The sequence below is a fragment of the Leucobacter faecis genome (assembly GCF_054456695.2).
In genome coordinates this window covers 49,040-70,902 of record NZ_JBTJER020000002.1, presented here as the reverse complement: position 1 = coordinate 70,902, position 21,863 = coordinate 49,040, and the positions used below count along the sequence as shown (strand labels likewise).

The following is a 21,863-nucleotide window of genomic DNA, read 5'->3' as shown; positions in this document are numbered from 1 at the left end:
CCCAGCTCCCCGCTTCTTCTCAAACTCTTACATCGCACACGCTGAAGGGGTGCATTCGTCATGCCCGAACTCGAAACACCAACCGTGCACATGCGCGGCATCACGGTCGAGTTTCCCGGGGTCAAAGCCCTCGATGGAGCCGGCCTCCGGCTCTTCCCGGGCGAGGTTCACGCCCTCATGGGCGAGAACGGCGCCGGAAAATCAACCATGATCAAGGCGCTCACGGGCGTCTACAAGATCACCTCGGGCACCATCACCGTTGATGGCCGGGACGAGCGCTTTCTCGGCACCGCCGACGCGCAGGCCGCCGGCATCGCCACGGTCTACCAAGAGGTCAACCTCGTCACGAACCTCAGCATCGGCGAGAACGTCATGCTCGGGCACGAGGTACGCGGTCCGTTCGGAATCAACTGGAAAGCGACCCACGCCGCCGCCCGTGTCAAACTCGAGCGTTTTGGGCTCGGGCACCTCGATACGCGCAAACAGCTCTCCACCATCTCGATCGCGCTGCAGCAGCTCATCGCAATCTGCCGCGCCATGGTCATTGACGCGCGCGTGCTCATTCTGGACGAGCCGACCTCGAGCCTCGACGCAGCAGAGGTTGAGCAGCTTTTTGGCGTCATGCGCCAGCTGCGCGACTCGGGCGTCGCGATCCTGTTCGTGTCGCACTTTCTCGATCAGATCTATGAGATCAGCGACCGCATGACCATTCTGCGCAACGGCAGCTTCGTCGGTGAGTACCGCACCTCAGAGCTTGACCGGCACGCGCTGATCGCCGAAATGATCGGCAAGGACCTCAACGCGCTCGCTGAGCTCGGCGGCAACAGGCGCGTCGAAAGCCGCGATCACAGCGAAGAGACTCCGCTTGTCGAGGCGAGCCGGATCGGTCGCCGCGGCTCACTCGAACCCACAGATTTTAGTATTTACCCCGGCGAAGTCGTGGGTGTGGCGGGGCTGCTCGGATCGGGCCGCACCGAACTCGCACGCCTGCTCTACGGTGCCGACCGACCAGACACGGGCAAGTTGAAGAAGCGCGGCAAGCGCATCGAGCTGCGCACACCCGCGACGGGGCTGTCAGAGCGCATCGCGTACTCGACCGAGAACCGACGCGACGAGGGCATCGTCGGTGACCTCACGGTGCGCGAGAACCTCATTCTCGGGTTGCAGGCACAGCGCGGTTGGGCACGGCCGATCCGGCGCAAAGAACAAGACGAGCTGGTGACGAAGTACATCGATGCTCTGGGCGTGCGCCCCGCAGATCCCGAGCGCATGATCAAGAACCTGTCGGGCGGTAACCAGCAGAAGGTACTGCTGGGCCGCTGGCTCGCGACGAACCCCGAACTGCTCATTCTCGACGAGCCGACGCGCGGCATCGATGTGGGCGCGAAGGCCGAGATCCAGGAGGCCGTCGCCGAGCTCGCAGAAAGCGGCGTGTCTGTCGTGTTCATTTCTTCTGAGCTCACAGAGGTCGTGCGCCTGAGCGAGCGCATCGTCGTGCTGAAGGACCGGCAGAAGGTCGGCGAGATTATGAACGGCCCGGGCGTCACAGCGCAGCACATCGTCGATGTGATCGCCGCTGATTCTGACGATCCCGCCGCCCACCCCGAACCCACTACGAGAGAGGAAACACGATGAACGCCAGCGCCTCACACGACAGCACACTCAAGCGGATCGTGCGGTCGCCCCTGTTTTGGGGTGCAGCCGCGATCGTGCTGCTCCTCATGCTCAACCTGGTGAAGGACCCCGGCTATTTGGCCATCTCGGTAAACCCCGAGAACGGCCACTTCGTGGGGAACCTCATCGATATTCTGCGTGCATCCGCCCCGATCTTGATGATCGCCCTGGGCATGTCCATGGTCATCGCCACGGGCGGCATCGACCTCTCGGTTGGTTCAGTGATGGCGGTTGCCGGCGCGGTTTCAATGGAGTTCTTGCGCTCGGCAGGCCCCACCCCCGGTGCAGCATTCGCTGCGCTCGGACTCACGCTGCTGGTGAGCGCGCTGATGGGCGCGATCAACGGAGTGCTCGTGGCTGTCGTAGGGCTGCAGCCGTTCATTAGCACCCTGATCTTGATGCTCGCGGGGCGCGGCCTCGCCAAGGTGATCACGGGTGGTCAAAACACGACCGCCACGAATGACACTTTTCGGTGGATCGCCAACGGTTTCGTGCTGGGCATTCCCGTGGTCTTTCTGCTCGCGGTTGCGATTGTCGTCGCCGTGGGCGTCATTGTGCGCCGCAGCGCACTCGGCCTGATGGTCGAGTCGATCGGTATCAACCCGAAGGCGAGCCGCATGGCCGGCGTACGCCCGTTTGGGATCCTGATGACGGTGTACATTGCGAGCGGCATCCTCGCGGGCATCGCCGGTGTGTTCTCAGTGGCCACCGTGATGACCGTTGACGTATCGCGCACCGGGTACCAGCTCGAAATGGACGCCATCTTGGCAGTGGTGATCGGTGGCACCGCGCTCACCGGCGGCAAGTTCTCGATCAGCGGCGCCGCGGTCGGTGCGCTGCTCATCGCGACCCTCAACAAGACCATTCTCTTTCTCGGCGTCTCGTCTTCGGCCACCCCCGCCTTCAAAGCCGTGGTCATTCTGGTGCTGTGCCTGCTGCAGTCAGAGCGGGTGCGTGCCTGGTTCGTGCGATCGCGCAGCGAGAAGCCCGGCGGGCCACTACCCACTGCAGGGCTGCCACAGACGGCGCTCATCAAGCTCGATGAGAAGCAAAAGGAGATGACGGTATGACGCTCACACAGGCTCCGACCTCGTCGGCTGAGACCACCAAACTCGCCACTGCATGGCAGTCGCTCAAGAACACCGCCACCACCAACCTGGCCGTGTTTCCCACCCTCGCCGCGATTGTGCTGTGTCTCGCGCTGCTCGTGTTCGGCGAGATCGCGTACGGCCGCATCTTTCAGATGAGCACGCTGTCAAACCTTCTCATCAATAACGCCCACTTGATCGTGCTTGCCGTTGCGCTCACATTTGTGATCTTGACGGGCGGCATCGACCTGTCGGTGGGTGCCATTGTCGCCCTCTCGAGCGTCGCGGGCGTGATGTTGGCTAAGGCGGGCTGGCACCCCACCATCGTCATCGTTGTGATGATCGGCATCGGCAGCCTCATGGGGCTCGTCTCTGGCATCTTGATTCGATACTTCAACGTGCAACCGTTCATCGCGACGCTTGCGATGATGTTTTTGGGCCGCGGTCTTGCGTCGCTTCTGAGCACTGAGCCCGAGCGAGTACCCGAGTCTGCCACCGCGCTCACCTGGTTGAGCACGCAGTGGAAGGTGATTGACGGGCCCAAGGTGAACGACCTGATCGTCACCCCGGGCGTCGTACTCGCAGCCCTCATCGTGGCGGGCGCATTCTTTGTACTGCACCGCACCCGCACGGGCCGCACGGTCTACGCAATCGGTGGCTCTGCCCCGTCGGCCAAGCTCATGGGCCTGCCCGTCGAGCGCACCACGATGCTCGTGTACGTCATCAGCGGCACCCTTGCGGGCGTTGCAGCCTTGATCTACACCGCACGCCTCGGCACGGCCCAGAACATCACCGGTATCGGCTGGGAGCTCGACGCGATCGCGGCGGCCGTGATCGGCGGCACGCTGCTCACGGGTGGCTTCGGCTATGTGCTCGGCTCTGTCGTGGGCGCGCTCGTGCTCGGGCTGATGACGGTGCTCATCACCCGTGACGGCGGAATACGGCCCGAAATGACCACCATCATCACCGGCGGAATCCTGTTGGCCTTCGTGCTGCTGCAGCGCCTCGTCACCCGTTCGAAGGAGTAACGAACATGACTGTTCCAGCGTATTCAGCTGAAGTAGAGCGCGAGATCGCCAAGGCGCGCGAAGAGGTGTCGCAGTTGCACGGCGAGCTTGTGCGTAACGAACTCGTGGTGTGGACGGGCGGCAATGTGTCGGCCCGCGTGCCCGGGGCGGACCTGTTTGTGATCAAACCCTCAGGCGTCTCATACGACGAGCTCGCCCCCGAGAACATGATCCTGTGCACCCTCGACGGCGCGGCGGTGCCCGGCAGCCTGGGGTCTGAGCGCAGCCCGTCGAGCGACACTGCGGCTCACGCGTATGTGTACCGACACATGCCAGAAGTGGGCGGCGTCGTGCACACCCACTCTACGTTTGCGGTGGCTTGGGCCGCCCGCGGCGAAGAGATCCCGTGTGTCATCACCGCCATGGCCGACGAGTTTGGTGGGCCCATTCCCATCGGTCCGTTTGCGATCATCGGTGATGATTCGATCGGGCAGGGCATTGTTGAAACGCTCACGGGGCATCGCTCACGCGCGGTGCTGATGCAAAATCACGGCCCGTTCACCATTGGTGTGTCTGCGAAAGACGCGGTGAAGGCCGCCGTGATGGTCGAAGACGTCGCCCGCACCGTGCACCATGCGCGCAGCGCAGGTGAGCTGATTCCCATCGCACAAGAAAACATCGACCGACTCTACGCCCGCTACCAAAATGTGTACGGGCAGACGAGCGACGAGCGTCGATGACGGGCGCAACAGTAGCAGCGCACGCGACGCGTGGCGCACGCATTCGAGCGGGTCACACCGCGCTCGGCATTGAACTCGGGTCGACCCGCATCAAAGCGTGCCTCATCGACGAAGAGTCCCACGAAGTTCTCGCGACAGGTGAGCACGAGTGGCAGAACGAACTGTGCGACGGATTCTGGACCTACGACCTCGAGAGTGTGTGGGCCGGTATCGCCGACGCCTACGCCAGGCTGACGGCCCGGGTCGCCGAAACCCACGGGGTGGCGCTCGAGCGCGTGGGCTCCCTCGGTGTCTCGGCCATGATGCACGGGTACCTCGCGTTCGACGCGTCAGACCGGTTGCTCGTACCGTTTCGCACCTGGCGCAACACCAACACGGGACCCGCGGCGGCAGAGCTCACCGCGCGATTTACGCAGAACATTCCGCTGCGGTGGTCGGTCGCACACCTCGCGCAGGCGATGGTCGACCGTGAGCCGCACACCGCCGATGTGGCGTTCCTCACGACGCTCGCAGGCTATGTGCACTGGCAGCTGACGGGGGAGCGCGTGCTCGGGGTGGGTGACGCCGCCGGCATGTTTCCGATCGACTCGACCACGTGCGACTACGACGCGAGCCGGTGCACAGCATTCGCGCAGTTTGCGAGCGAGCAGGGCTACCCAGTCCACGCCGCGATTCGTGACCTGCTGCCGCGTGTGCTCCCCGCAGGCGCCGCGGCCGGCACCCTGACCGAGGCGGGCGCGCGCCGCCTCGATCCGGCGGGCACGCTCGCGGCCGGTGCCATCGCAGCGCCCCCAGAGGGCGACGCGGGAACAGGCATGGTTGCGACGAATGCGGTCGCCCCGCGCACGGGCAACATTAGCGTGGGCACGAGCGTGTTCGCGATGGTCGTGCTTGAGCGCGGCCTCACCGAAATACACCCCGACGTCGACCTCGTGACGACGCCTGTGGGCGACGCCGTCGCCATGGTGCACTGCAACAACGGGGCGAGTGAGCTCGCCGCGTGGGCGGGCGTATTTGGCGAGTTCGCGGCTGCGATAGGGGCCGATCCGGGCAGGGATCGAGCCTTTGCCGCGCTGCTTGCCGCAGCAGAGACAGCCCCGGCAGACGCGGGAGGCGTGCTCGCGTACAACCAGCTCTCGGGCGAACCGATTGCGGGCCTTCGCGACGGTGCGCCGCTTGTGACGCGGGCGCCGGGGGCCGAGTTTAACCTCGCGACGCTCATGCGGGCGCAGGTGTACGGCATCTTTGGCACGCTCAGCCTCGGCATGCGTGCGCTCGAAAACGAGCGCGTCGTGATCGACAGCTTCGTGGGGCACGGCGGCGTCTTTCGCACCGCGGGCGTCGTGCAGCAGATGCTCGCCGACGCTCTCGACACCCCCGTCACCATTGCAGAAACAGCAGCCGAGGGCGGCGCGTGGGGCATGGCCGTGCTCGCCGCCTACCGCACCAGCTCTGCCGGGCAGACGCTCGCAGAGTATCTGGAGGCGCAGGTGTTTGCGGGCGTCGCGCAGACGACGCTCCCCCCCATCGCCTCGGGCGTCGCCGGGTACAGGCGTTACCTCGACCACTATCTTGCGGGCCTCGCAGCTCCGCGCGCAGCGGTCGCCGCGCGCGAGCTCGCCGCTACACAGTCAGGGGCCCTAGCCGCGGCCTCGTCCATTACTCGGAAGGATCTCTCATGACCCGCTCGCCCCTCGATAACTCGCTTGACGGGTACGAAATTTGGTTCGTCACCGGCAGCCAGCTGCTGTACGGCGAAGAGACGCTGCGGCAGGTGGCCGAGCAGTCGCAGGCGGTCGCGGCGGGCCTTGCAGACCTTCCGGTGAAGCTCGTCTGGAAGCCGGTGCTCACCGACCGTGACGCCATCAAACGCATCATGCTCGAGGCTAACAGCGATGACCGGGTCATCGGTCTCGTCGCGTGGATGCACACGTTCAGCCCCGCCAAGATGTGGATCAGTGGCCTCGACGCCCTGCAGAAGCCGCTGCTGCACCTGCACACGCAGGCCAATGTCGAACTGCCGTGGAACGACATTGACTTCGACTTCATGAACCTCAACCAGGCCGCCCACGGCGACCGCGAGTTTGGGTACATTCAAACGCGACTGGGCGTGCCCCGCACCACCGTCGCTGGCCACGTCAGCGACCCCCGCGTACGCTCGCGCATTGAAACCTGGCAGCGTGCGGCCGCCGGTCTCGCGGCTGCGCGCTCACTCAAACTCGCCCGCTTCGGCGACAACATGCGCAACGTGGCCGTCACCGAGGGCGACAAGACCGAGGCCGAGCACGTCTTCGGCGTGCAGGTGAACACCTGGGGGGTCAACGACCTCGCAGACGCCGTCGCTGCCGCGAGCGAGGCCGAAATCGATGCGCTCGTCGCCGAGTATGTCGACCTCTACGATGTCGCGCCCGAGCTGCTGCCGGGTGGCGCCCGGCACGCTGCGCTGCGCGACGGAGCCGCCATTGAGGTGGGGCTGCGGTCGTTCCTCGAAGAGGGCGGCTTCGGCGCGTTTACCACGAACTTTGAAGATCTGGGGGCGCTCAAGCAGCTGCCCGGCCTCGCCGTACAGCGGCTGCAGGCCGAGGGTTACGGGTTTGGTGCCGAGGGCGACTGGAAGACGGCGCTGCTCACCCGCGTGGGCAACGTCATGAGCGCTGGTCTGCCCGGCGGCGTGAGCCTGATGGAGGACTACACCTACGATCTGACGCCCGGGCGCGAGCTGATTCTCGGCGCGCACATGCTCGAGGTGTCGCCGAGCCTCACCTCGGCGAGGCCTTCTCTCGAGGTGCACGAGCTCGGTATCGGCGGCAAGGACGACCCGGTGCGGCTCGTGTTTACGGCCGACGCTGGCCCGGCTGTGGTGGTGTCGCTCGCCGATGTGCGCGACAGGTTCAGGCTCGTCGCGAACGTGGTCGAGAACGTCGATGCGCCGGATCTGCCCAAACTGCCCGTGGGCCGCGCCGTATGGCAGCCCGCGCCCAACTTCCACACCTCGTCGGAGTGCTGGCTCGCCGCCGGGGGAGCCCACCACACGGCCATGTTCACGGCCGTGGGGATCGACGTGGTGATGGAGTTTGCGCGCATGGCCGAGGTCGAACTGCTCGTGATCGACGAGTCGACGACGAGTCCAGGCTTCGAACGTGAGCTGCGCTGGAACCAGGCCTACCACAGGCTTGCTCAGGGGCTGTAGCCCCTGCTAGGTGGCCCGCGGTGCGGGCCACCTCCGTGCGTGACCGTCTACACCGGGGCGGTCGCGCTGCTTTTGTGTACCTACTCGCCGGTGCCTTCTACCCATGTTTCTGTATACGCACTGACACTTTGGAGCCCTCAACGATGAGATTGCCTGTTTCAGCTACTTCGACACCACCCGCTGGGGTGAGTGACTCTCAACGCCGCGTACGCAGTCGCGTGCTCGGCCTCACTCTCACGTGCGCCCTCGCGATGCCGCTGCCCGGCGTGCTCGCCGTCACGGGAGCACCCGCCGCATTTGCAGCAGACGAGACGGTGCCTGCGCCCGGCGCGCACTACGACATGTCGCACGACGGGGCGACGCTGCTCGACGTCTCGGGTAACGGCCGCAATGCCGCCCTGACAGGCTTAATCGACCAAGACTTTGTGCGTGCGGGGGTCGACGACGTGCTGCGCATGCGCGGTACGGGTTATGCCACGCTGCCGTCGGGGGCGATCACCGGAGACGACAACGAATTCACCGTTGAATTTACGGTCGCCAGCACGACAGCGGCAAACCACTTCGGGTGGGTGCTCGGTGACGGCGTAGGCCCGTGGAACTCGACGAAGCTGGGCAACCATATTTTTGTGAGCCCGGTGAGCGCACAGGGTGGCTATGGCGGGCAGGCGCTCGCGGCGATCCGCGTGAAGAGTGGCGACAGCAACGGTGAAACGCGCTTGCCTGCTGGCGGTGGACTGAACCCGGGGTTTAGCACGCTCACACTGGTGGGCTCGGGTGAAGCGCTCACGCTCTATCGCGACGGGCAGCAGATTTCGACGGTACAGCACCGGGCTGCACTCTCATCGATTGTGCCGGGCGGGGACGTACTCGGCTACCTGGGGCGCTCACTGTACGAGGGCGACCCGCTGTTGAACGCCGATGTCACAGACATGAAGCTGTGGGACGTGGCGCTCACGCCCGAACAGTTGGCGGCGGCTCAGCCGACGGCAGCTGAGAAAGCGGCGAGCACCGAAGCTCTCCTTAGCGCCGATCTGGGCACGCTCATTCTCGGCAAGAACGCCGCACTCGATCGGGTCACACACAAGCTGTCACTGCCTACGACTGTGAACGGGGTCGCGCTGACCTGGGCTTCTTCAAACACCGACGTCGTGGCGGTGTCGGGCAACGTGACGCGTCCCAAGACGGTAGACGCAGCAGTAACGCTCACCGCGACTACCGCTTCTGGCGTGAGCGTCGCGCTCGACGTGGTCGTACTGGCACCGCGGGTGACAGCAGACCTCGACGCGATCGCGCTGCAGTCGCGCACAACCGAGCACCTGCCACTCGTGGCCACTGGCGCAGTAGACGGTTCAACGATCACGTGGGCCTCATCTGACCCCGACATCGTGACACCGACCGACGCCAGCTATGAAGCACCAGCGGTAGGGTCCGCCGATCCGTTTGCCGGCGCGGGCCAGGTCACACGGCCCGCATATGGTGCGGGCGACCAAACAGTGACGCTCACGGCTACGGCCACGCAGGGTGACCAGACAGACGCGCGTAGCTTCGAGATCACCGTGGCAGAACTTAGCCGCACCGCACCAGACGCGGGGTACGCCTCTGCCTACTTCAAGTCAGACAGCGATGAGCGCATTTACGCCGCGGCGACGCAGGGCAACGACTTCTTCTCGTTCACCGAGGTCAACGGCGGCAAGCAGATCGTCGACAACTCGGCCGACACCACGGGGCACCGTGACCCATATATTCTGCGATCGCACGACGGTGACAAGTACTACATGATCGCGACCGACCTGTGCATCGGCTGCGGCGGTGGCTGGGGCGCGGCTCAGAGCGACGGCAGCCTCAAGGTAAACGTGTGGGAGTCGACAGACCTCGTCAACTGGAGCCGTACCAACGGTGATGACAACGGCGGTATCGTCGTCAACCAGCAGCTTGCGGGCATGACCTGGGCGCCCGAGGCGTACTGGGATGACGAGCTGCAGTCATATGTCGTGTTCTTCGCGTCACGTCTGTACGACGACGAAGCGCACACGACGGGTCGCCTGCACGCGCGCATGTTCACCGTGCTTACGCGTGACTTTGTGACCTTCACCGAGCCTGAGCAGTGGCAAGACACCGGGTATGCGCGCATCGACTCGACCGTGCAGAAGATCGGTGACACCTACTACCGGTTCACGAAGAACGAAGACAGCCAGGGAGCCGACGGACTCGTCAACGGCAAGGACATTTTCCTCGAGAAGTCGAAGGTACTCACGTCGACAACCTCGAAGTCTGACTGGAATGCCGACCCCAACACGACGTGGCAGCTGGTCGATACCGCCATGACGAACGACATTACCAAGAACGTGGGCGAGGGCCCGCAGATCATCAAGCTCAACGAGGGCGACCCCGCCAACGAGTCTGGTGACGGTTACGCCTTCTTGGTCGATAACTACAGCGACGGTGGGTACAAAGCCTTTGTGACAACGGGCGAAGCGATCTCGTCGAGCTCGCAATCGAACCGTCTATCGAAGCAGCCGGGCTGGACCCCGCGTAAGGACGGCCTCCCGAAGAGCCCGCGGCACGGCGCTTTTGTGAGCGTTTCGCAGCAGGTACTTGAAGCGATGCACGAGTGGCGGGGCGTTGAGGCCGTGGCTTCGACAACCTCCAGCGTTGCCTCAGGCCGCAACGTGACGACGACGGTGACTGCCGCTGACGGTGGCAGCGTCGCTGGTACCGTGACGCTGCGTGCCGTGGGCGCACCCGCGCTTGCTAACGCTGACGCGCAGCCGTGGAGCCAGACGGTGCCGCTCGTCGACGGTGTGGCGATCGCAGAGGTGCCCGCTGGCATCACCAGTGTGCAGGCGAGCTACGACGGCTACGTTGACGGGCTCGTCGCGACGTCTGAAGCGGCCGCTGTGGAGCTCACAGATGCGCCCGGCGCGGGTGTAGACGGTGGCGAAGGCGGCAATGCCGGGGCAGACGAAGGCGGCGAAGGCACTACGACCCCTGGCACGAAACCCGGCACTAAGCCCGGCACCGGCACTGAGGCTACGGGTACTGAATCGCAGGCGGGCGGCGCCGGATCAGCCGATGCCGCTAAGCAGGGCCTCGCGGAAACCGGCTCGGGTGCGCTGCCCGGTGTGCTTGCGCTCGGGGCGCTGCTCGCGGCGGCGGGCATCGCGGTGATGGGCGTGCGCGCACGCCGTCGCGCTAGTGGATCGGAAGTGTGAATTGAAAATCTGGACAAAACTACTTGCGGCGGTGGCAGCGATTCCACTCGTTGTCACCGCGCTTCCGGCCGTCGCCACGGCAGCCCCCGCTAACGACAACGGATACCTGTGGCTGCACTTCGGAGCAACCGACACCGAGAAAATCTATTACGGCTATAGCGAAGATGGCGCCAACTGGCGCAAACTCAACGACAACAAGCCCGTTATCCAGTCACAGGTGGGCACGGGGGGTATTCGTGACCCACACACCGTGCGACTCGAATCACCCGATGCCGAAGGCAACAACTATGTGATGCTGGGCACCGACCTGCATGCCGAAGGCTCGGCCCCGGGAGGTTCCTGGGATCAGGTCAATGCAAGCCAGCACTTGGTGATCTCGAAGTCCGCCGACCTCGTGTCGTGGAGCGAACCAGAACTCGTACATGCCGGGTTTGCCGAGGCCGGTAACGTGTGGGCGCCCGAAGCGATTTGGGATGAGGCTCAGAACAACTATCGGGTGTACTGGTCAGCGCGCGACAAACGTGATGCGGGCACTCCCGAGTGGAACCTTCGCGTGTATGAAACCACAACGCAAGATTTCGAAACGTTTACGCAGCCTGAAGTGTGGCTTGACGAAAGCGCGTTGGGCACCGATACGGCGGGCAACATTATCGACACGAGCGTTGTGCAGGGCGAAGACGGTAACTACTACCGTTTCTCAACCTCAGACTGGTTTACCGTCGTCGATACCGCAGATCAGCTCGCAGGTCCGTGGAAGCGGCTGATCGAACGTGATTCGGCAGTGAACGGCGCGGGGGAGTCTGTCGTGCCGGGATACACCGGATACCCAGTCACGAAGACCTCGGCATCGGGGCTTTCGACGCGCATTGAGGGGCTCACCGTGTTTCAGACGCCCGCGGGCGGTTGGCTCGCGATGGGTGACAATGGCGGCTACGTCGGATTTGAGATCGAAACGCTTGCGAGCTTGCGGGCTGGTGCAGCATTCAAGCCAGCTCAGACCAGCTTCGATCAGAGGTTCCGTCACGGATCTGTCTTGCCTTTGACGGAGGCCGAGCAAACAACGATCCTGGCGGCATATGACACCAGCGCACCCGTCACACCGGTTGCCCCCGACGCGCCGGGGTCTGATCCGATTGTTGCCTATGACTTCGAAGACGCGGCAGCGCCCACCACGGACACCACCGGCGGTGGCAACGACCTGCAACTGCACGGTGCGCCACAGGTCGAGAAGCCGGGCGACTGGGGCAGCACAGCGCTTCAGCTGCGCACCGCGGGGCAGTACGCTGAACTGCCGCAGGGGCTGCTTGACGGTCGCAACGAAATCACGGTCGAGTTCGCGTCAAAGTCGCGCCTGTCAAGCGGTAACTTCTTCTCGTTCGCGCTCGGTGCTGACGACCAGAAGTACCTCTTCGCGCGGCTGCGCGGAGGTGAGGTGTACACCGGAATTACGAAGAGCTCGTGGCAGCAAGAGCGCGGTACGACCGGGGTGCTCGACACGACCTCGGCCTGGCACGAGTACTCGATTGTGCTCACGCCAGACAGGCTGGCGGTTTACGCCGACGGCGTGCTGCTCGGAGAACAAACATCGTTGAACGCGACTGTGGCCGATCTGGGGCGTGACCTCAAGATCATGCTTGGACGTTCGTTCTATCAGGGTGACCGGGGCTTCGACGGCGGGTTCGACGATATTCGCGTGTTTGGTTATGCCAAGAGTGACCTCGAAATTCGCGGTATCGGTGCGGCCCTGCAGGTGGTCGATACCGATCAGGTACTCACGCAGCGCTCAGAACGACTGAAGGACGACAAGCTGCGGCAAACAATCGTGCTCGACTACTGGGCTGACCCCGCGACAGGCGCACTGACAGATAAGAGCGGGGTGCAGTTTGACTACTTGCTCGCCGACGGTGCGACGTTGCGCGACGAATCTGGTGCGCCCATAACCGCCGCTGAGCTCGCAAAACTCACTGACTACTCGAAACCGGTGAATCTCACCCTCGAATATCTCGGTGAAGAGGTGGCCGTAGAACTGCGAGTCGAAGTGCTGGTCACGCCGGTGCGTATCAGCGGCGATGCCGCCGAAGCCTCTGGGATCGGGCGAACCGACCCCACCGGGGCTGAGGGATGGAAGTTCTTCGCAGACCCCGAGATCGTCGCCGAAGACGGCAGGTACTACATCTTTCCGACCACTGACGGATACGCGGGTTGGGCTGGCCACAGCATTCACGCCTTCGTATCTGACGATTTGGTGACGTGGAAGGACGAGGGCGTAGTTGTCGACCTCGCGAAAGATTCGGCGTTGATGCCCGACGGTCGTGCAGACCGCGCGTGGGCGCCGGGATTCGCCAAGCGCGATGGCAAGTTCTACCTCTACTTCTCGGGCAACGGGCAGGTCAACGTTGCAGTGTCTGACCCCGCCAAGGGAGGCACCATCAGCAGCGGCTACGAGATTCAAACGGTCAAGGTCGAGTCAAGCATCGACCCGGCGGTGTTTGAAGATCCGGCGACTGGAAAGTGGTGGCTCACCTGGGGGCAGGGCCCCGGCATGTATGCCGAGCTGAACGAGGACATGACATCGATCAAGCCCGACACGCTGGTGCGCACCGATGCGACTAAGAACATTCGCGAAGCCTCGTACCTTACGGCGCGCGAGTGGAACGGTGAGTGGACCTACTACTACACGTACTCGATCGATGACACGAACAGTCCCAACTACCGGGTCGGTTACGCCACGGCGTCGACGCTCGAGGGCGACGGCTCGCAGTGGACCTACCGCGGTGAGATCCTTGTCAAAGACGAGGCGAAGGGCATTCTGGGTACCGCCCATCAGTCGGTGTTGCAGGTGCCAGGCACCGACGACTGGTACATGGCATATCACGTGTTCCTCACCGACGATATGCGGCCGCGAGGGTTCGACCAAACCCATGGTGGGCAACAGATCGCGACGGGTAACAAGCGCGAGACTCGTCTCGCGAAGATGACCTACTCGGAGCCCACGGTCGAAGAGACAAAGGCGGGCGAAGTGCCGCTGATCAACCCGATCGCGGTCACCTATGCTGGGGTCGCCCCTGAGCGCACCCCCGTCGTCGCACTCGATGCAGACGACGCGCGGGCGGGGCAGCCCATCTCGGCCGCGTTTGGCGAGGGCTGGAGTGGCAAGAGCTGGCAGTGGCTGCGTGACGGCAAACCTATTTCAGGGGCCACAAAGCAGTCCTACACCCCCACGACTCAAGACGTGGGCCGGCAGCTCTCGGCACGGCTCGTGGGTGAGTCCACCACCGGAGTCACGGGCAACGACACGAAATCTGCGTCGCGCACCCACCCGCTCGAAACGACCTCGCTACGAGTAGCGCCGGCAAGCGAAAGCAATGCCGGGGCAGATGACGGCGGCAATGGCAGCGAGGGCACGACGACCCCAGGCACGAAGCCCGGCACGAAGCCTGGCACAGGCACTGAGGCTACCGGCGTTGGCTCGCAGGCGGGCGGCGCCGGATCAGCCGATGCCGCTAAGCAGGGCCTCGCGGAAACCGGCTCGGGTGCGCTGCCTGGTGTGCTCGCGCTCGGGGCACTGCTCGCGGTGGCGGGCATCGCGGTGATGGGCGTGCGCGCACGCCGTCGCGCTTCCTAGTTACCACCGAGGGAGGGCTGCCCGTGCAGCCCTCCCGCTCAACTTTCCACACAAGCTACTTCGAGAATGGACCACCCTGTGAGCTTCCCCAGCGACGACGCACAAACGCCGACCCCCGTAAGCGGAGAGCAGTTCGAACTCAGCTTGGGCGACCAGCGCGCTGTCATCGCGAGCGTCGGGGCCAGCCTCAGGCTGTACCGGGTGGAGGGGCGCGACCTCGTCGTACCGTTTGCGGCAGACGAGTTGCGCCCGGCCTACCGCGGGGCGACGGTCGCCCCGTGGCCCAATCGGGTGGTCGACGGGCGTTACGGGTTTGACGAGCAAGACTTCCAATTGGCGATCACCGAGGTTGGCCGAGACCATGCGCTTCACGGCTTCACCCCGTGGTTAGCCTTCACGCCGCGCAATCGCACACCCCACAGCGTCACTTTGGTCGCGTGTGTCGAGCCGCAAGCCGGCTACCCCTGGCGCGTTGAAGTTGAGACCACCTATGAGCTCGGCGACCGTGGCCTCACCCAGCGCGTCACCGCCAGAAACTTGAGCGCGCACGCGGCGCCCTACGGTGTCTGCCCGCACCCCTACCTTGTCGCGGGCGAGGGCCGTGTCGACGACTGGGTGCTCACGCTGCCTGCCGACTCGGTGCTCGAAGTCACCGTCGACAGGCTTGCGCCGACCGAGCTCGCACCGGTGACGGTCGACTCCGACCGGTTTGACTTTCGCGCGGCCAGGCTTATAGCCGATGCTGAAATTGATCACGCGTTCACGGGCTTGCACCGTGACGATGCGGGTCTAGCACGCGTCGAGCTGCGCGCCGCGGGCTCGGGCGTCGCGATGACGTGGGACGCGGCCTGCCCGTGGCTGCAGATACACACCGCGGACCTCAGCAACCCGGCTCACCCGGGGCACCGCGCAGGGCTCGCGGTAGAACCTATGACCTGTGCGCCCGACGCGTTCAACCGCGGGCAAGATGCTGGCCTCGTCGTGCTCGCGCCGGGGGCAACCCACACCGCCAGCTGGAGCATTGGGGCGCTATAGGGCCGGGCGCACGCCCTACTCAGCGGCGGTGTCTTCGTATACGAGGTACTGAATGATCGCTTCAGAGTCTGCGTCTTCGGCGAGTAGCGAAAGCACCACAGATAGTGAGTCTCGCTTAAACGTGTAATTGCGCATCTGGTCGCTGAAGTTTGCTTCTGACTCCTGTTCGAACCCGGCGCTCTCAAACTCTTTCAAGAGGTTCTCGTAGTCGCTCGTGCTGCCCTGAAACATGGCCTGCATGCCCTCGGCGGTTTTCATGGACGTGATAGGCGCCTGCGCTGGCATCGGAATATCGGGCCAGCCCTTCGGCAGCGACGCCTTGCCGCTGCCATCGGTCGGCAGCGAAATATCCTCGACCCCGGTCATTTCTTTCAGGGCCCCCTCGGTGACGTTGTTGACCAGCTGATCGACCGGGTTTGCGCACCCTGCGGCGCTCAGCATGAGCCCAAGACTGACGATTCCTGCGGCGGCGCGAGCAGCCGAACGGCGCTGCAAACGAGTGTGGCGTGACATGGGGTCCCCCTAGAACTAGTAGATGTATTAGCGGCGCTGTAACAGGTAGAGCGAGCCGTCCCGGTGGTTCAGCCACACCATTGCGCTATCGCTCCAGGACTGCACAGCGTAACCGGTGGCGGGAGCGGGCAGCACGATCTCGGTGCCCGCGAGTTCAAACGCGACGCGGTTCTCGGCCTGGTCGGTGATTCCGGGCACGTCCTGGCAGTAGATGACCTCGCTGGTCGACGGGAATACGTAGCGAATATCTGCGCTCAGATCGGTGTCGTATCCGGCGCCCTCATCGATGCCAACGTGCTGCCACGACCCGGGTAACACGTCGGAGAGGTCGCCCTCCTGCCCGGAAGGCACGGCCGAGAGGTCGGCGGCGACTCGCTCAGCGCCCCAGCCGCAATCCTGCGGCGCGGGCGCCTGTTCCTTGGGTGTCTCCTCGGTCACTTCGGGTTCTTGAACGGGCTTGGCTGCCGTTTCTCGCTCCGGATCAGCGGCCGCGGCAGGTGGATTTTCGGCCGTGGCGCCCGGTTCAGGTGCGCACCCGGCCAACTCCAACGCAAGGGCGCCTGCGACGGGCAGCGCCCAGAGTAGCCGCCGCACACGTCGGTGGGTGGCCCGCAAAACGGCCCCCTGTGCCACCTGCCCACGTGTGCGCGGGTCCCCGAAACCCCCAAGAGTTGTGACTTGCTTAGCCATGGCTCGAGTGTATGGTGAAGCTATTAAACTTCAGTTAAATTCGTGTGCGCGTGCGCGTGCGCGTGGATCTGGCTGATGAACGATTCCAGCAACGAGTCACCACACGGGGGTGGGAACTCATGAAAACGCTCAGTATAAATTTCTCGGGCAGAGGCACACACGCGCAGGCGATCGAGCTCGAAGCTAAGCTCGCCACCACCGCGGACCCCGGCGAGCGTACGGTGCTCCAGGCGGCCCTCGCCGTAACACTCATCGAGGTCGACGCGCGGCGTGCGCGCGCCCTCGTCGCAGGGCTGCTCACCCACACCGCACGCCACGGCCCCGCGCGTGCGCGCGCCGCCGCGCTCGTCGCCGCGGGATTGGTCCACTCGGGGCCAGAGCACGCGTCGCTGCGCGCCAAACGCGCGCAGCAGGCGCTCGACATATGCACCAGTACGGGCGAGCGTGGACTCGCAGAGGCCGCATGGTTCTTGCTGCTCGGTGCTCTCGCAGAGCTCGGCGACTTTGCCCGCATCGATCGCGAACTCTCACCCAAGCTGACTTCAGCAGGCCCCTTCCACGAACTCATCGAGGGCCGCCACGCCACCTGGATCAGAACGATGCGCGCTACGGCCGACGGCCGCGCCAAAGACGCCCAGTCGCTCGCCGGGCTCGGCTATCGACAAGCGCTCGCCGCCCAAGACCCCGACGCAGATACGGTGTTGCGCGGCCAGATGGCCGTGATCCGGTGGCTACAGGGCAGCGCGAGCGAACTCATTGAGCCGCTGCTCGACGCGAGGCAGCGGTTTCCAGGCGAGCCCGTATGGCAGGCCGCCCTCGCGTGGGTGTGGTTCGGGCAGGGCAGTCTCGCGCCCGCCACCCAGATGCTGCATGAGCTCGATCCGCTCACCGAGATGCCGCGTGATCGCAACTGGCTCGCGGCTGCAGCGATCACGGCCGATGTAGCCGCGGAGGCAGGCGCGCTGCAGCAGGTCGAGGCCCTGTACGAGGCGCTCGCGCCGTTCTCAAACAGGCTCGCGGTAATTGGGCACGGTGTGACCAGTTGGGGCACAGTCGCGCGCCCCCTCGCGCGTCTCGCGCGCAGGCTGGGTGATGACGCCGCCGCCGAGAGCTACCTGCGCGAGGCGGTCGCCACGAGCGCGCGGCTTGGCGCGCAGGCGTGGCTTGCCGAGGCCCAGCTCGATCTTGCGAGCCTGCTGGCGGCCGGTGGCGGGAGCGTCTCGGAGGCGAGCTTGCTCGCGCGCGAGGCGTCGATCACGGCGGGCCGGATCGGATTGCGCAGCGTCGATGACACAGCACGCCGATTGCTGCGCACGCTCCGGACAAATCCCGTCGGAGCCACTGTCGCAGCAACTGAGGTTGCAGGTGACGTTCCGCGCCGAGCGCCCCGTGTCTGGGCGCTCGGCAGGTTTCGCGTGGAAGCATTAAACGGTGAACCCGTCACATGGCGGTCACGCAAGGCAGAGCTGCTCCTCAAGGTGCTCATCGCGCGGCGAGGAGCATTGATTCCACGCGAAGAGCTTATGGACATGCTCTGGCCAGGCATCGATGCGGCGGTGCTGTCCAACAGATTCACTGTGGCGCTTTCTACGGCGCGGCGCGCGCTCGATCCGGAGCGGAAGTTCGCGCATGATCAGTTCATCGAGCTGGGCAGTGGGCTCCTGCGCGCTCGATTTGACCGCTTGGATTGCGACAGTGCGCGCTTTGTGGAGCGTGCGGCGCGAGAGCATCGAGAATCGACGGCGCGGTTGGCGACGGGCACCGCGGCCAGCCTCGCGCAGTGCGCTGCGGTCTGGCAGACGCTCCAGCTCGCCGAGGAGGAAGCGTTTGCCGGGGAGCGTGATGCGCTGTGGGCAGAACCGATGCGGCGTGAGATCGATGCGAGCGTGAGCGACCTGTCGCACCTGCTAGCGCGAGAGCTGCGCGCGCTCGGTGAATGGGCACGCGCCGCGCAGCTGTACCGCAGGTTGCTCGCGATCGATGTGTATGACGAGCCCGCGCACGCGGGGCTTGTTGAGTGCTTGACCGGTCAGGGGGCGCACGGACAGGCGCGTGCGGCGGCGGAGCGTGCAAGGCTCGTGCTCGACGAAATTGGCGTGCGGCCGGGTGACGCCGACGAGATTCGCTAACGCCAGGCTTATTCTGTAGCGCTCAGCGGTTCTGTCGTGCGTTGCGTGCCTGCCCCGCGAAGGTGCGCCGTTGTGCGCGGGTGCACCCTGCTCTGTAGCTCTGCAACGAGCGCGCTCGAGTGCTCGTTGCAGGCAGCGACCGTGGCCTCGAGCGCGGTAGCAAGTTCGGTGCGTGAAGCTGTGGTGCCGCTGTCGCTGTGGTGCTCGATCGCTAGGGTGGCATCGCGCACGGCATCGAAGTACAGCGAGACGTTGGCTACGTGCAGCAGAATCTCTTCGTTGTCACCGCTCGACGTGAGAAACTGAGTCCACCGGCTCAGCGCATCAGACAGGGCACGCCGTTCGTTGACGACCTGGTGACGCAGGCCCTTAAGCGACTCGGGGCCAAGCTGGGCGGGGAGCTTGAGAGTGCGTGCCACGAAGTGGCCGCGGGCCACCTCGCTTGCGTCGTCATCGACGATAGCGTGCAAGAACTCGGTGATGGCAAGCCTGTTCATGGGCGCCCAGCGTTTGGCGACGCCCCGTTCGGTGAGCCGGTTGAGCACCACAGTTGTGAGAATAAACATGACGAGGCCGGCAGCGAGCCCCGAGAGAATGACCACGTCTTGCCAAAGCCCCGTTGCCACGTCTACCCACACGATCACACCAATGAGTATGAGCCCGCCGGCCACGGTGGCGCCGTGGCGGATATTCTGAAGCCTGCGTTGAGCGGCTGGTGTGGTCATGGTGCGACACTCCCGTGTGACTGGTGAACGAAGACGCCTGTGACTCTTCACCATAGCCTGCCCTCGCCCCAGTTTTGTGCACATACCTCCGCGTGGAGCCGCGCGCAAGTGGCGCGCTGTTTGGTAGCCTGAGAGTTCGCCTAAAGATTAGGGTGGTGTGCTGCGCTGCCCGTAACCACTCAAGGACTCAATGACCTTACGGCACAGTCAATTACACGCCACACGCAAACACTTTCACCTCGAACCCACCTAGCTGTCTTTCCTTTCTCACGACCAGCGCCCGCGGCTCGCACTGAGCCTGGGCACATGACGAGATAGAAAGACACTCACTGTGGAACACTTCCAAACACTCTCGGGCCCCGTTACGGTGGCCCTCATGCTGCTGTTCTTCGGCGGCAGCCTGTACATGTCGATCCGCATCTCCAAGAAAAAGGAGAACGCCGACGGCTACATGACGGGCGGCGGCAAGATCGGCTTCGGCATTTCGGCGGCATCCATGACCGCCACCTGGATCTGGGCGGCATCGATGTACGCCTCCGCCACCTCTGGCTATACCTATGGCATTTCGGGCCCCATTCACTATGGGCTCTGGGGTGCACTCATGATCCTCTTGATCTATCCTTTCGGGCGCCGGATCAGGGCCGTAGCGCCGAAAGCCCACACGATCGCCGAGGTCATGTTTGCCCGTCACGGGCGCTCGAGTCAGCTGATGCTCGCTGGCTCAAACGTGCTTGGCAGCCTCATTAGCCTCACGTCGAACCTCATCGCGGGCGGCGCACTCATTTCGATGCTGTCACCGTTCACGTTTACGCAGGGCATCATTGCGATCGCTGCGGGCGTGCTGCTTTACACACTTTGGTCGGGGTTTCGTGCTTCGGTGCTTACCGACTTTGCGCAGGTCGTGGCGATGCTTGGCGCTGTTGCCATCATCATTCCCGTCGTGTTCTTTGCGGCGGGCGGCCCAGGCCTGTTCGAGACGGGTGCCGCGAACCTGACCCCGCAGCAACGCAACTTCTTCTCCTCAGATGCGTTCTTCAACCAGGGCGCACCCTACATTGCGGCGGTGCTCGCGTACGCGATCGGCAACCAGACGATTGCGCAGCGCTTGTTTGCTGTGCGCGAGGACCTCATCAAGAAGACGTTTGTGACCGCGACGGTGGGCTACGGTGCCACCATCATCGGTATCGGCATGCTCGGCGTTATCGCGCTCTACGCTGGCATTGAACCGATGGGCGGCGACGTCAACAATCTGATTCCGCAAATGGCGGCCATGTACTTAGGCCCCGTCTTGATCTGCGTGTTCTTTGTAATGATTATCGGCTCGCTGTCTTCGACCGCCGACGCCGACATGACAGCGCTCGCATCGATCATGATGGCAGACGTGTACGGGCAGAACATTGCCGGTAAGAAGAAGGCGAACCCGCGCACCATGGTGTTCGTGGGGCGCATCACGATGATTGTCGCCACCGCCGCCGGACTCGGTTTCGCTTCGATGCAGTTCAACATTCTCGACCTGCTTGTGTTTGTTGGGGCGATGTGGGGCGCACTCGTGTTCCCCGTCATCGCGAGCTTCTACTGGGGCCGCGTCACCAACGTCGCGTTCAGTGTGGCGGTTGTTGTGGCACTTGCGGTGTTCGTGCCGGTGCGGTTCGAATGGCTACAGCTTGACGGCGCATTTGGTGTGATTGTCGATGTGCTCTCCGTTATTGGCGTGGGCGTAGTGCTCGGGCTTATGGCCTTTGGGTTCTTCGGCAAACGCGCCGCGCTCATCATCGGCGGGGTCTCGATTGTTGCGGTCGCGCCGTTTGGTATTGGGTTCTTGCACACCTACCCGGTGCTCGCGGGGTCACTCGTCGCCTATGCCGTGTCGACCCTGGTGTGTGTTGGGCTGACCATGCTGAATCGCGGTGAGAGTTTCGACTTTGCGCTCATCAAGGAGCGCACGGGTGACTTCGACCGTGCTGCATCAGAAACGATTGATGTCGTGGTGGCTCCCAGTGAGGTTGCTAGCGATGACATTACAACGGAAGGAGCAAACCGATGAACGCAACATTTTGGCTCACCGTCTACGTGCTGAGCTGGCCCGTGCTGGTGGCGGGCACGCTCACCTATATTGTGCGCGCGTTTATTCGCGACGCAAAAGAGGCCAAGCGTGAGGGCCGAAGCATCATCTAGTGTGCACGGCCACCTGACGTGTACGAAAATATGCGCGACTAATTCCGTTTTAGACTCGTT

At 64.2% G+C, this 21,863-nt stretch carries 15 protein-coding genes; 12 read left to right on the top strand and 3 right to left on the bottom strand.

The genetic code is table 11. From position 1 onward, the window contains the following. Window positions 1–60 precede the first annotated feature (60 nt). From ACXR2W_RS02270 to ACXR2W_RS02230, 9 genes are all read left to right on the top strand, one after another. Window positions 61–1,635 (top strand): sugar ABC transporter ATP-binding protein, encoded by a 1,575-nt coding sequence (locus ACXR2W_RS02270; protein ID WP_458811520.1) that lies wholly within the window; start codon window positions 61–63, stop codon window positions 1,633–1,635. Further along, window positions 1,632–2,744, top strand: coding sequence for an ABC transporter permease (locus tag ACXR2W_RS02265; protein ID WP_458811518.1), 1,113 nt, complete (start codon window positions 1,632–1,634; stop codon window positions 2,742–2,744). The genes ACXR2W_RS02270 and ACXR2W_RS02265 overlap by 4 nt, the downstream gene beginning before the upstream one ends. After that, window positions 2,741–3,790: an ABC transporter permease gene (locus ACXR2W_RS02260; protein WP_458811516.1), complete on the top strand. Its 1,050-nt coding sequence runs from the start codon at window positions 2,741–2,743 to the stop codon at window positions 3,788–3,790. Before ACXR2W_RS02265 ends, ACXR2W_RS02260 begins: the two co-directional genes overlap by 4 nt. A gap of 5 nt (window positions 3,791–3,795) precedes the next feature. Continuing rightward, window positions 3,796–4,509 carry an L-ribulose-5-phosphate 4-epimerase gene (locus ACXR2W_RS02255; protein ID WP_458811514.1) on the top strand — a complete coding sequence of 238 codons (714 nt, stop codon included), beginning with the start codon at window positions 3,796–3,798 and terminating at the stop codon, window positions 4,507–4,509. Next, on the top strand, window positions 4,506–6,191 hold the full coding sequence (locus ACXR2W_RS02250) for a xylulokinase (RefSeq protein ID WP_458811512.1): 1,686 nt from the start codon (window positions 4,506–4,508) through the stop codon (window positions 6,189–6,191). Before ACXR2W_RS02255 ends, ACXR2W_RS02250 begins: the two co-directional genes overlap by 4 nt. Continuing rightward, the gene (gene araA / locus ACXR2W_RS02245) at window positions 6,188–7,699 is read left to right on the top strand and encodes an L-arabinose isomerase (RefSeq protein WP_458811510.1); all 1,512 of its coding nucleotides are present in this window, start codon (window positions 6,188–6,190) and stop codon (window positions 7,697–7,699) included. Before ACXR2W_RS02250 ends, araA begins: the two co-directional genes overlap by 4 nt. A 185-nt stretch (window positions 7,700–7,884) precedes the next feature. After that, window positions 7,885–10,911, top strand: a complete 3,027-nt coding sequence (locus ACXR2W_RS02240; RefSeq protein ID WP_458811508.1) for an immunoglobulin-like domain-containing protein — start codon at window positions 7,885–7,887, stop codon at window positions 10,909–10,911. 31 nt (window positions 10,912–10,942) lie between these two features. Then, window positions 10,943–14,536 (top strand): family 43 glycosylhydrolase, encoded by a 3,594-nt coding sequence (locus tag ACXR2W_RS02235; protein WP_458811506.1) that lies wholly within the window; start codon window positions 10,943–10,945, stop codon window positions 14,534–14,536. A 78-nt stretch (window positions 14,537–14,614) separates the two neighbouring features. Further along, complete coding sequence (locus ACXR2W_RS02230; protein ID WP_458811504.1) at window positions 14,615–15,571, top strand: aldose 1-epimerase family protein; 957 nt, start codon at window positions 14,615–14,617, stop codon at window positions 15,569–15,571. Window positions 15,572–15,586: 15 nt separating this feature from the next. Here the strand turns inward: ACXR2W_RS02230 and ACXR2W_RS02225 are convergent, their stop codons facing one another. Both ACXR2W_RS02225 and ACXR2W_RS02220 read right to left on the bottom strand, forming a co-directional pair. Beyond that, on the bottom strand, window positions 15,587–16,084 hold the full coding sequence (locus ACXR2W_RS02225) for a hypothetical protein (protein WP_458811502.1): 498 nt from the start codon (window positions 16,082–16,084) through the stop codon (window positions 15,587–15,589). A gap of 27 nt (window positions 16,085–16,111) precedes the next feature. Next, on the bottom strand, window positions 16,112–16,774 hold the full coding sequence (locus ACXR2W_RS02220; RefSeq protein ID WP_458811500.1) for a hypothetical protein: 663 nt from the start codon (window positions 16,772–16,774) through the stop codon (window positions 16,112–16,114). A gap of 119 nt (window positions 16,775–16,893) precedes the next feature. Here ACXR2W_RS02220 and ACXR2W_RS02215 point away from each other — a divergent pair, with 119 nt between their 5' ends. Further along, on the top strand, window positions 16,894–18,903 hold the full coding sequence (locus ACXR2W_RS02215) for an AfsR/SARP family transcriptional regulator (protein WP_458811498.1): 2,010 nt from the start codon (window positions 16,894–16,896) through the stop codon (window positions 18,901–18,903). 8 nt (window positions 18,904–18,911) lie between these two features. Here the strand turns inward: ACXR2W_RS02215 and ACXR2W_RS02210 are convergent, their stop codons facing one another. Then, window positions 18,912–19,628, bottom strand: coding sequence for a hypothetical protein (locus ACXR2W_RS02210; protein ID WP_458811496.1), 717 nt, complete (start codon window positions 19,626–19,628; stop codon window positions 18,912–18,914). Window positions 19,629–20,004: 376 nt separating this feature from the next. On the opposite strand from ACXR2W_RS02210, the gene ACXR2W_RS02205 reads away from it, so the two are divergent. Both ACXR2W_RS02205 and ACXR2W_RS02200 read left to right on the top strand, forming a co-directional pair. Continuing rightward, a complete protein-coding gene (locus ACXR2W_RS02205) occupies window positions 20,005–21,672 on the top strand; it encodes a sodium:solute symporter family transporter (RefSeq protein ID WP_458812186.1) in 1,668 nt (555 codons plus the stop codon). After that, entirely contained in the window at window positions 21,669–21,803 is a 135-nt protein-coding gene (locus tag ACXR2W_RS02200; protein ID WP_458811494.1) for a putative transporter small subunit, read from the top strand. Before ACXR2W_RS02205 ends, ACXR2W_RS02200 begins: the two co-directional genes overlap by 4 nt. Window positions 21,804–21,863: the final 60 nt, after the last annotated feature.

Bases quoted from the DNA above. Each gene is read 5' to 3' on its own strand.
- ACXR2W_RS02205 (WP_458812186.1), top strand. From the start codon at position 20,005: ATGCTGCTGTTCTTCGGCGGCAGCCTGTACATGTCGATCCGCATCTCC.
- ACXR2W_RS02270 (WP_458811520.1), top strand. From the start codon at position 61: ATGCCCGAACTCGAAACACCAACCGTGCACATGCGCGGCATCACGGTC.
- ACXR2W_RS02225 (WP_458811502.1), bottom strand. From the start codon at position 16,084: ATGTCACGCCACACTCGTTTGCAGCGCCGTTCGGCTGCTCGCGCCGCC.
- ACXR2W_RS02215 (WP_458811498.1), top strand. From the start codon at position 16,894: ATGAAAACGCTCAGTATAAATTTCTCGGGCAGAGGCACACACGCGCAG.
- ACXR2W_RS02210 (WP_458811496.1), bottom strand. From the start codon at position 19,628: ATGACCACACCAGCCGCTCAACGCAGGCTTCAGAATATCCGCCACGGC.
- ACXR2W_RS02220 (WP_458811500.1), bottom strand. From the start codon at position 16,774: ATGGCTAAGCAAGTCACAACTCTTGGGGGTTTCGGGGACCCGCGCACA.
- araA (WP_458811510.1), top strand. From the start codon at position 6,188: ATGACCCGCTCGCCCCTCGATAACTCGCTTGACGGGTACGAAATTTGG.
- ACXR2W_RS02265 (WP_458811518.1), top strand. From the start codon at position 1,632: ATGAACGCCAGCGCCTCACACGACAGCACACTCAAGCGGATCGTGCGG.
- ACXR2W_RS02260 (WP_458811516.1), top strand. From the start codon at position 2,741: ATGACGCTCACACAGGCTCCGACCTCGTCGGCTGAGACCACCAAACTC.
- ACXR2W_RS02200 (WP_458811494.1), top strand. From the start codon at position 21,669: ATGAACGCAACATTTTGGCTCACCGTCTACGTGCTGAGCTGGCCCGTG.
- ACXR2W_RS02250 (WP_458811512.1), top strand. From the start codon at position 4,506: ATGACGGGCGCAACAGTAGCAGCGCACGCGACGCGTGGCGCACGCATT.
- ACXR2W_RS02255 (WP_458811514.1), top strand. From the start codon at position 3,796: ATGACTGTTCCAGCGTATTCAGCTGAAGTAGAGCGCGAGATCGCCAAG.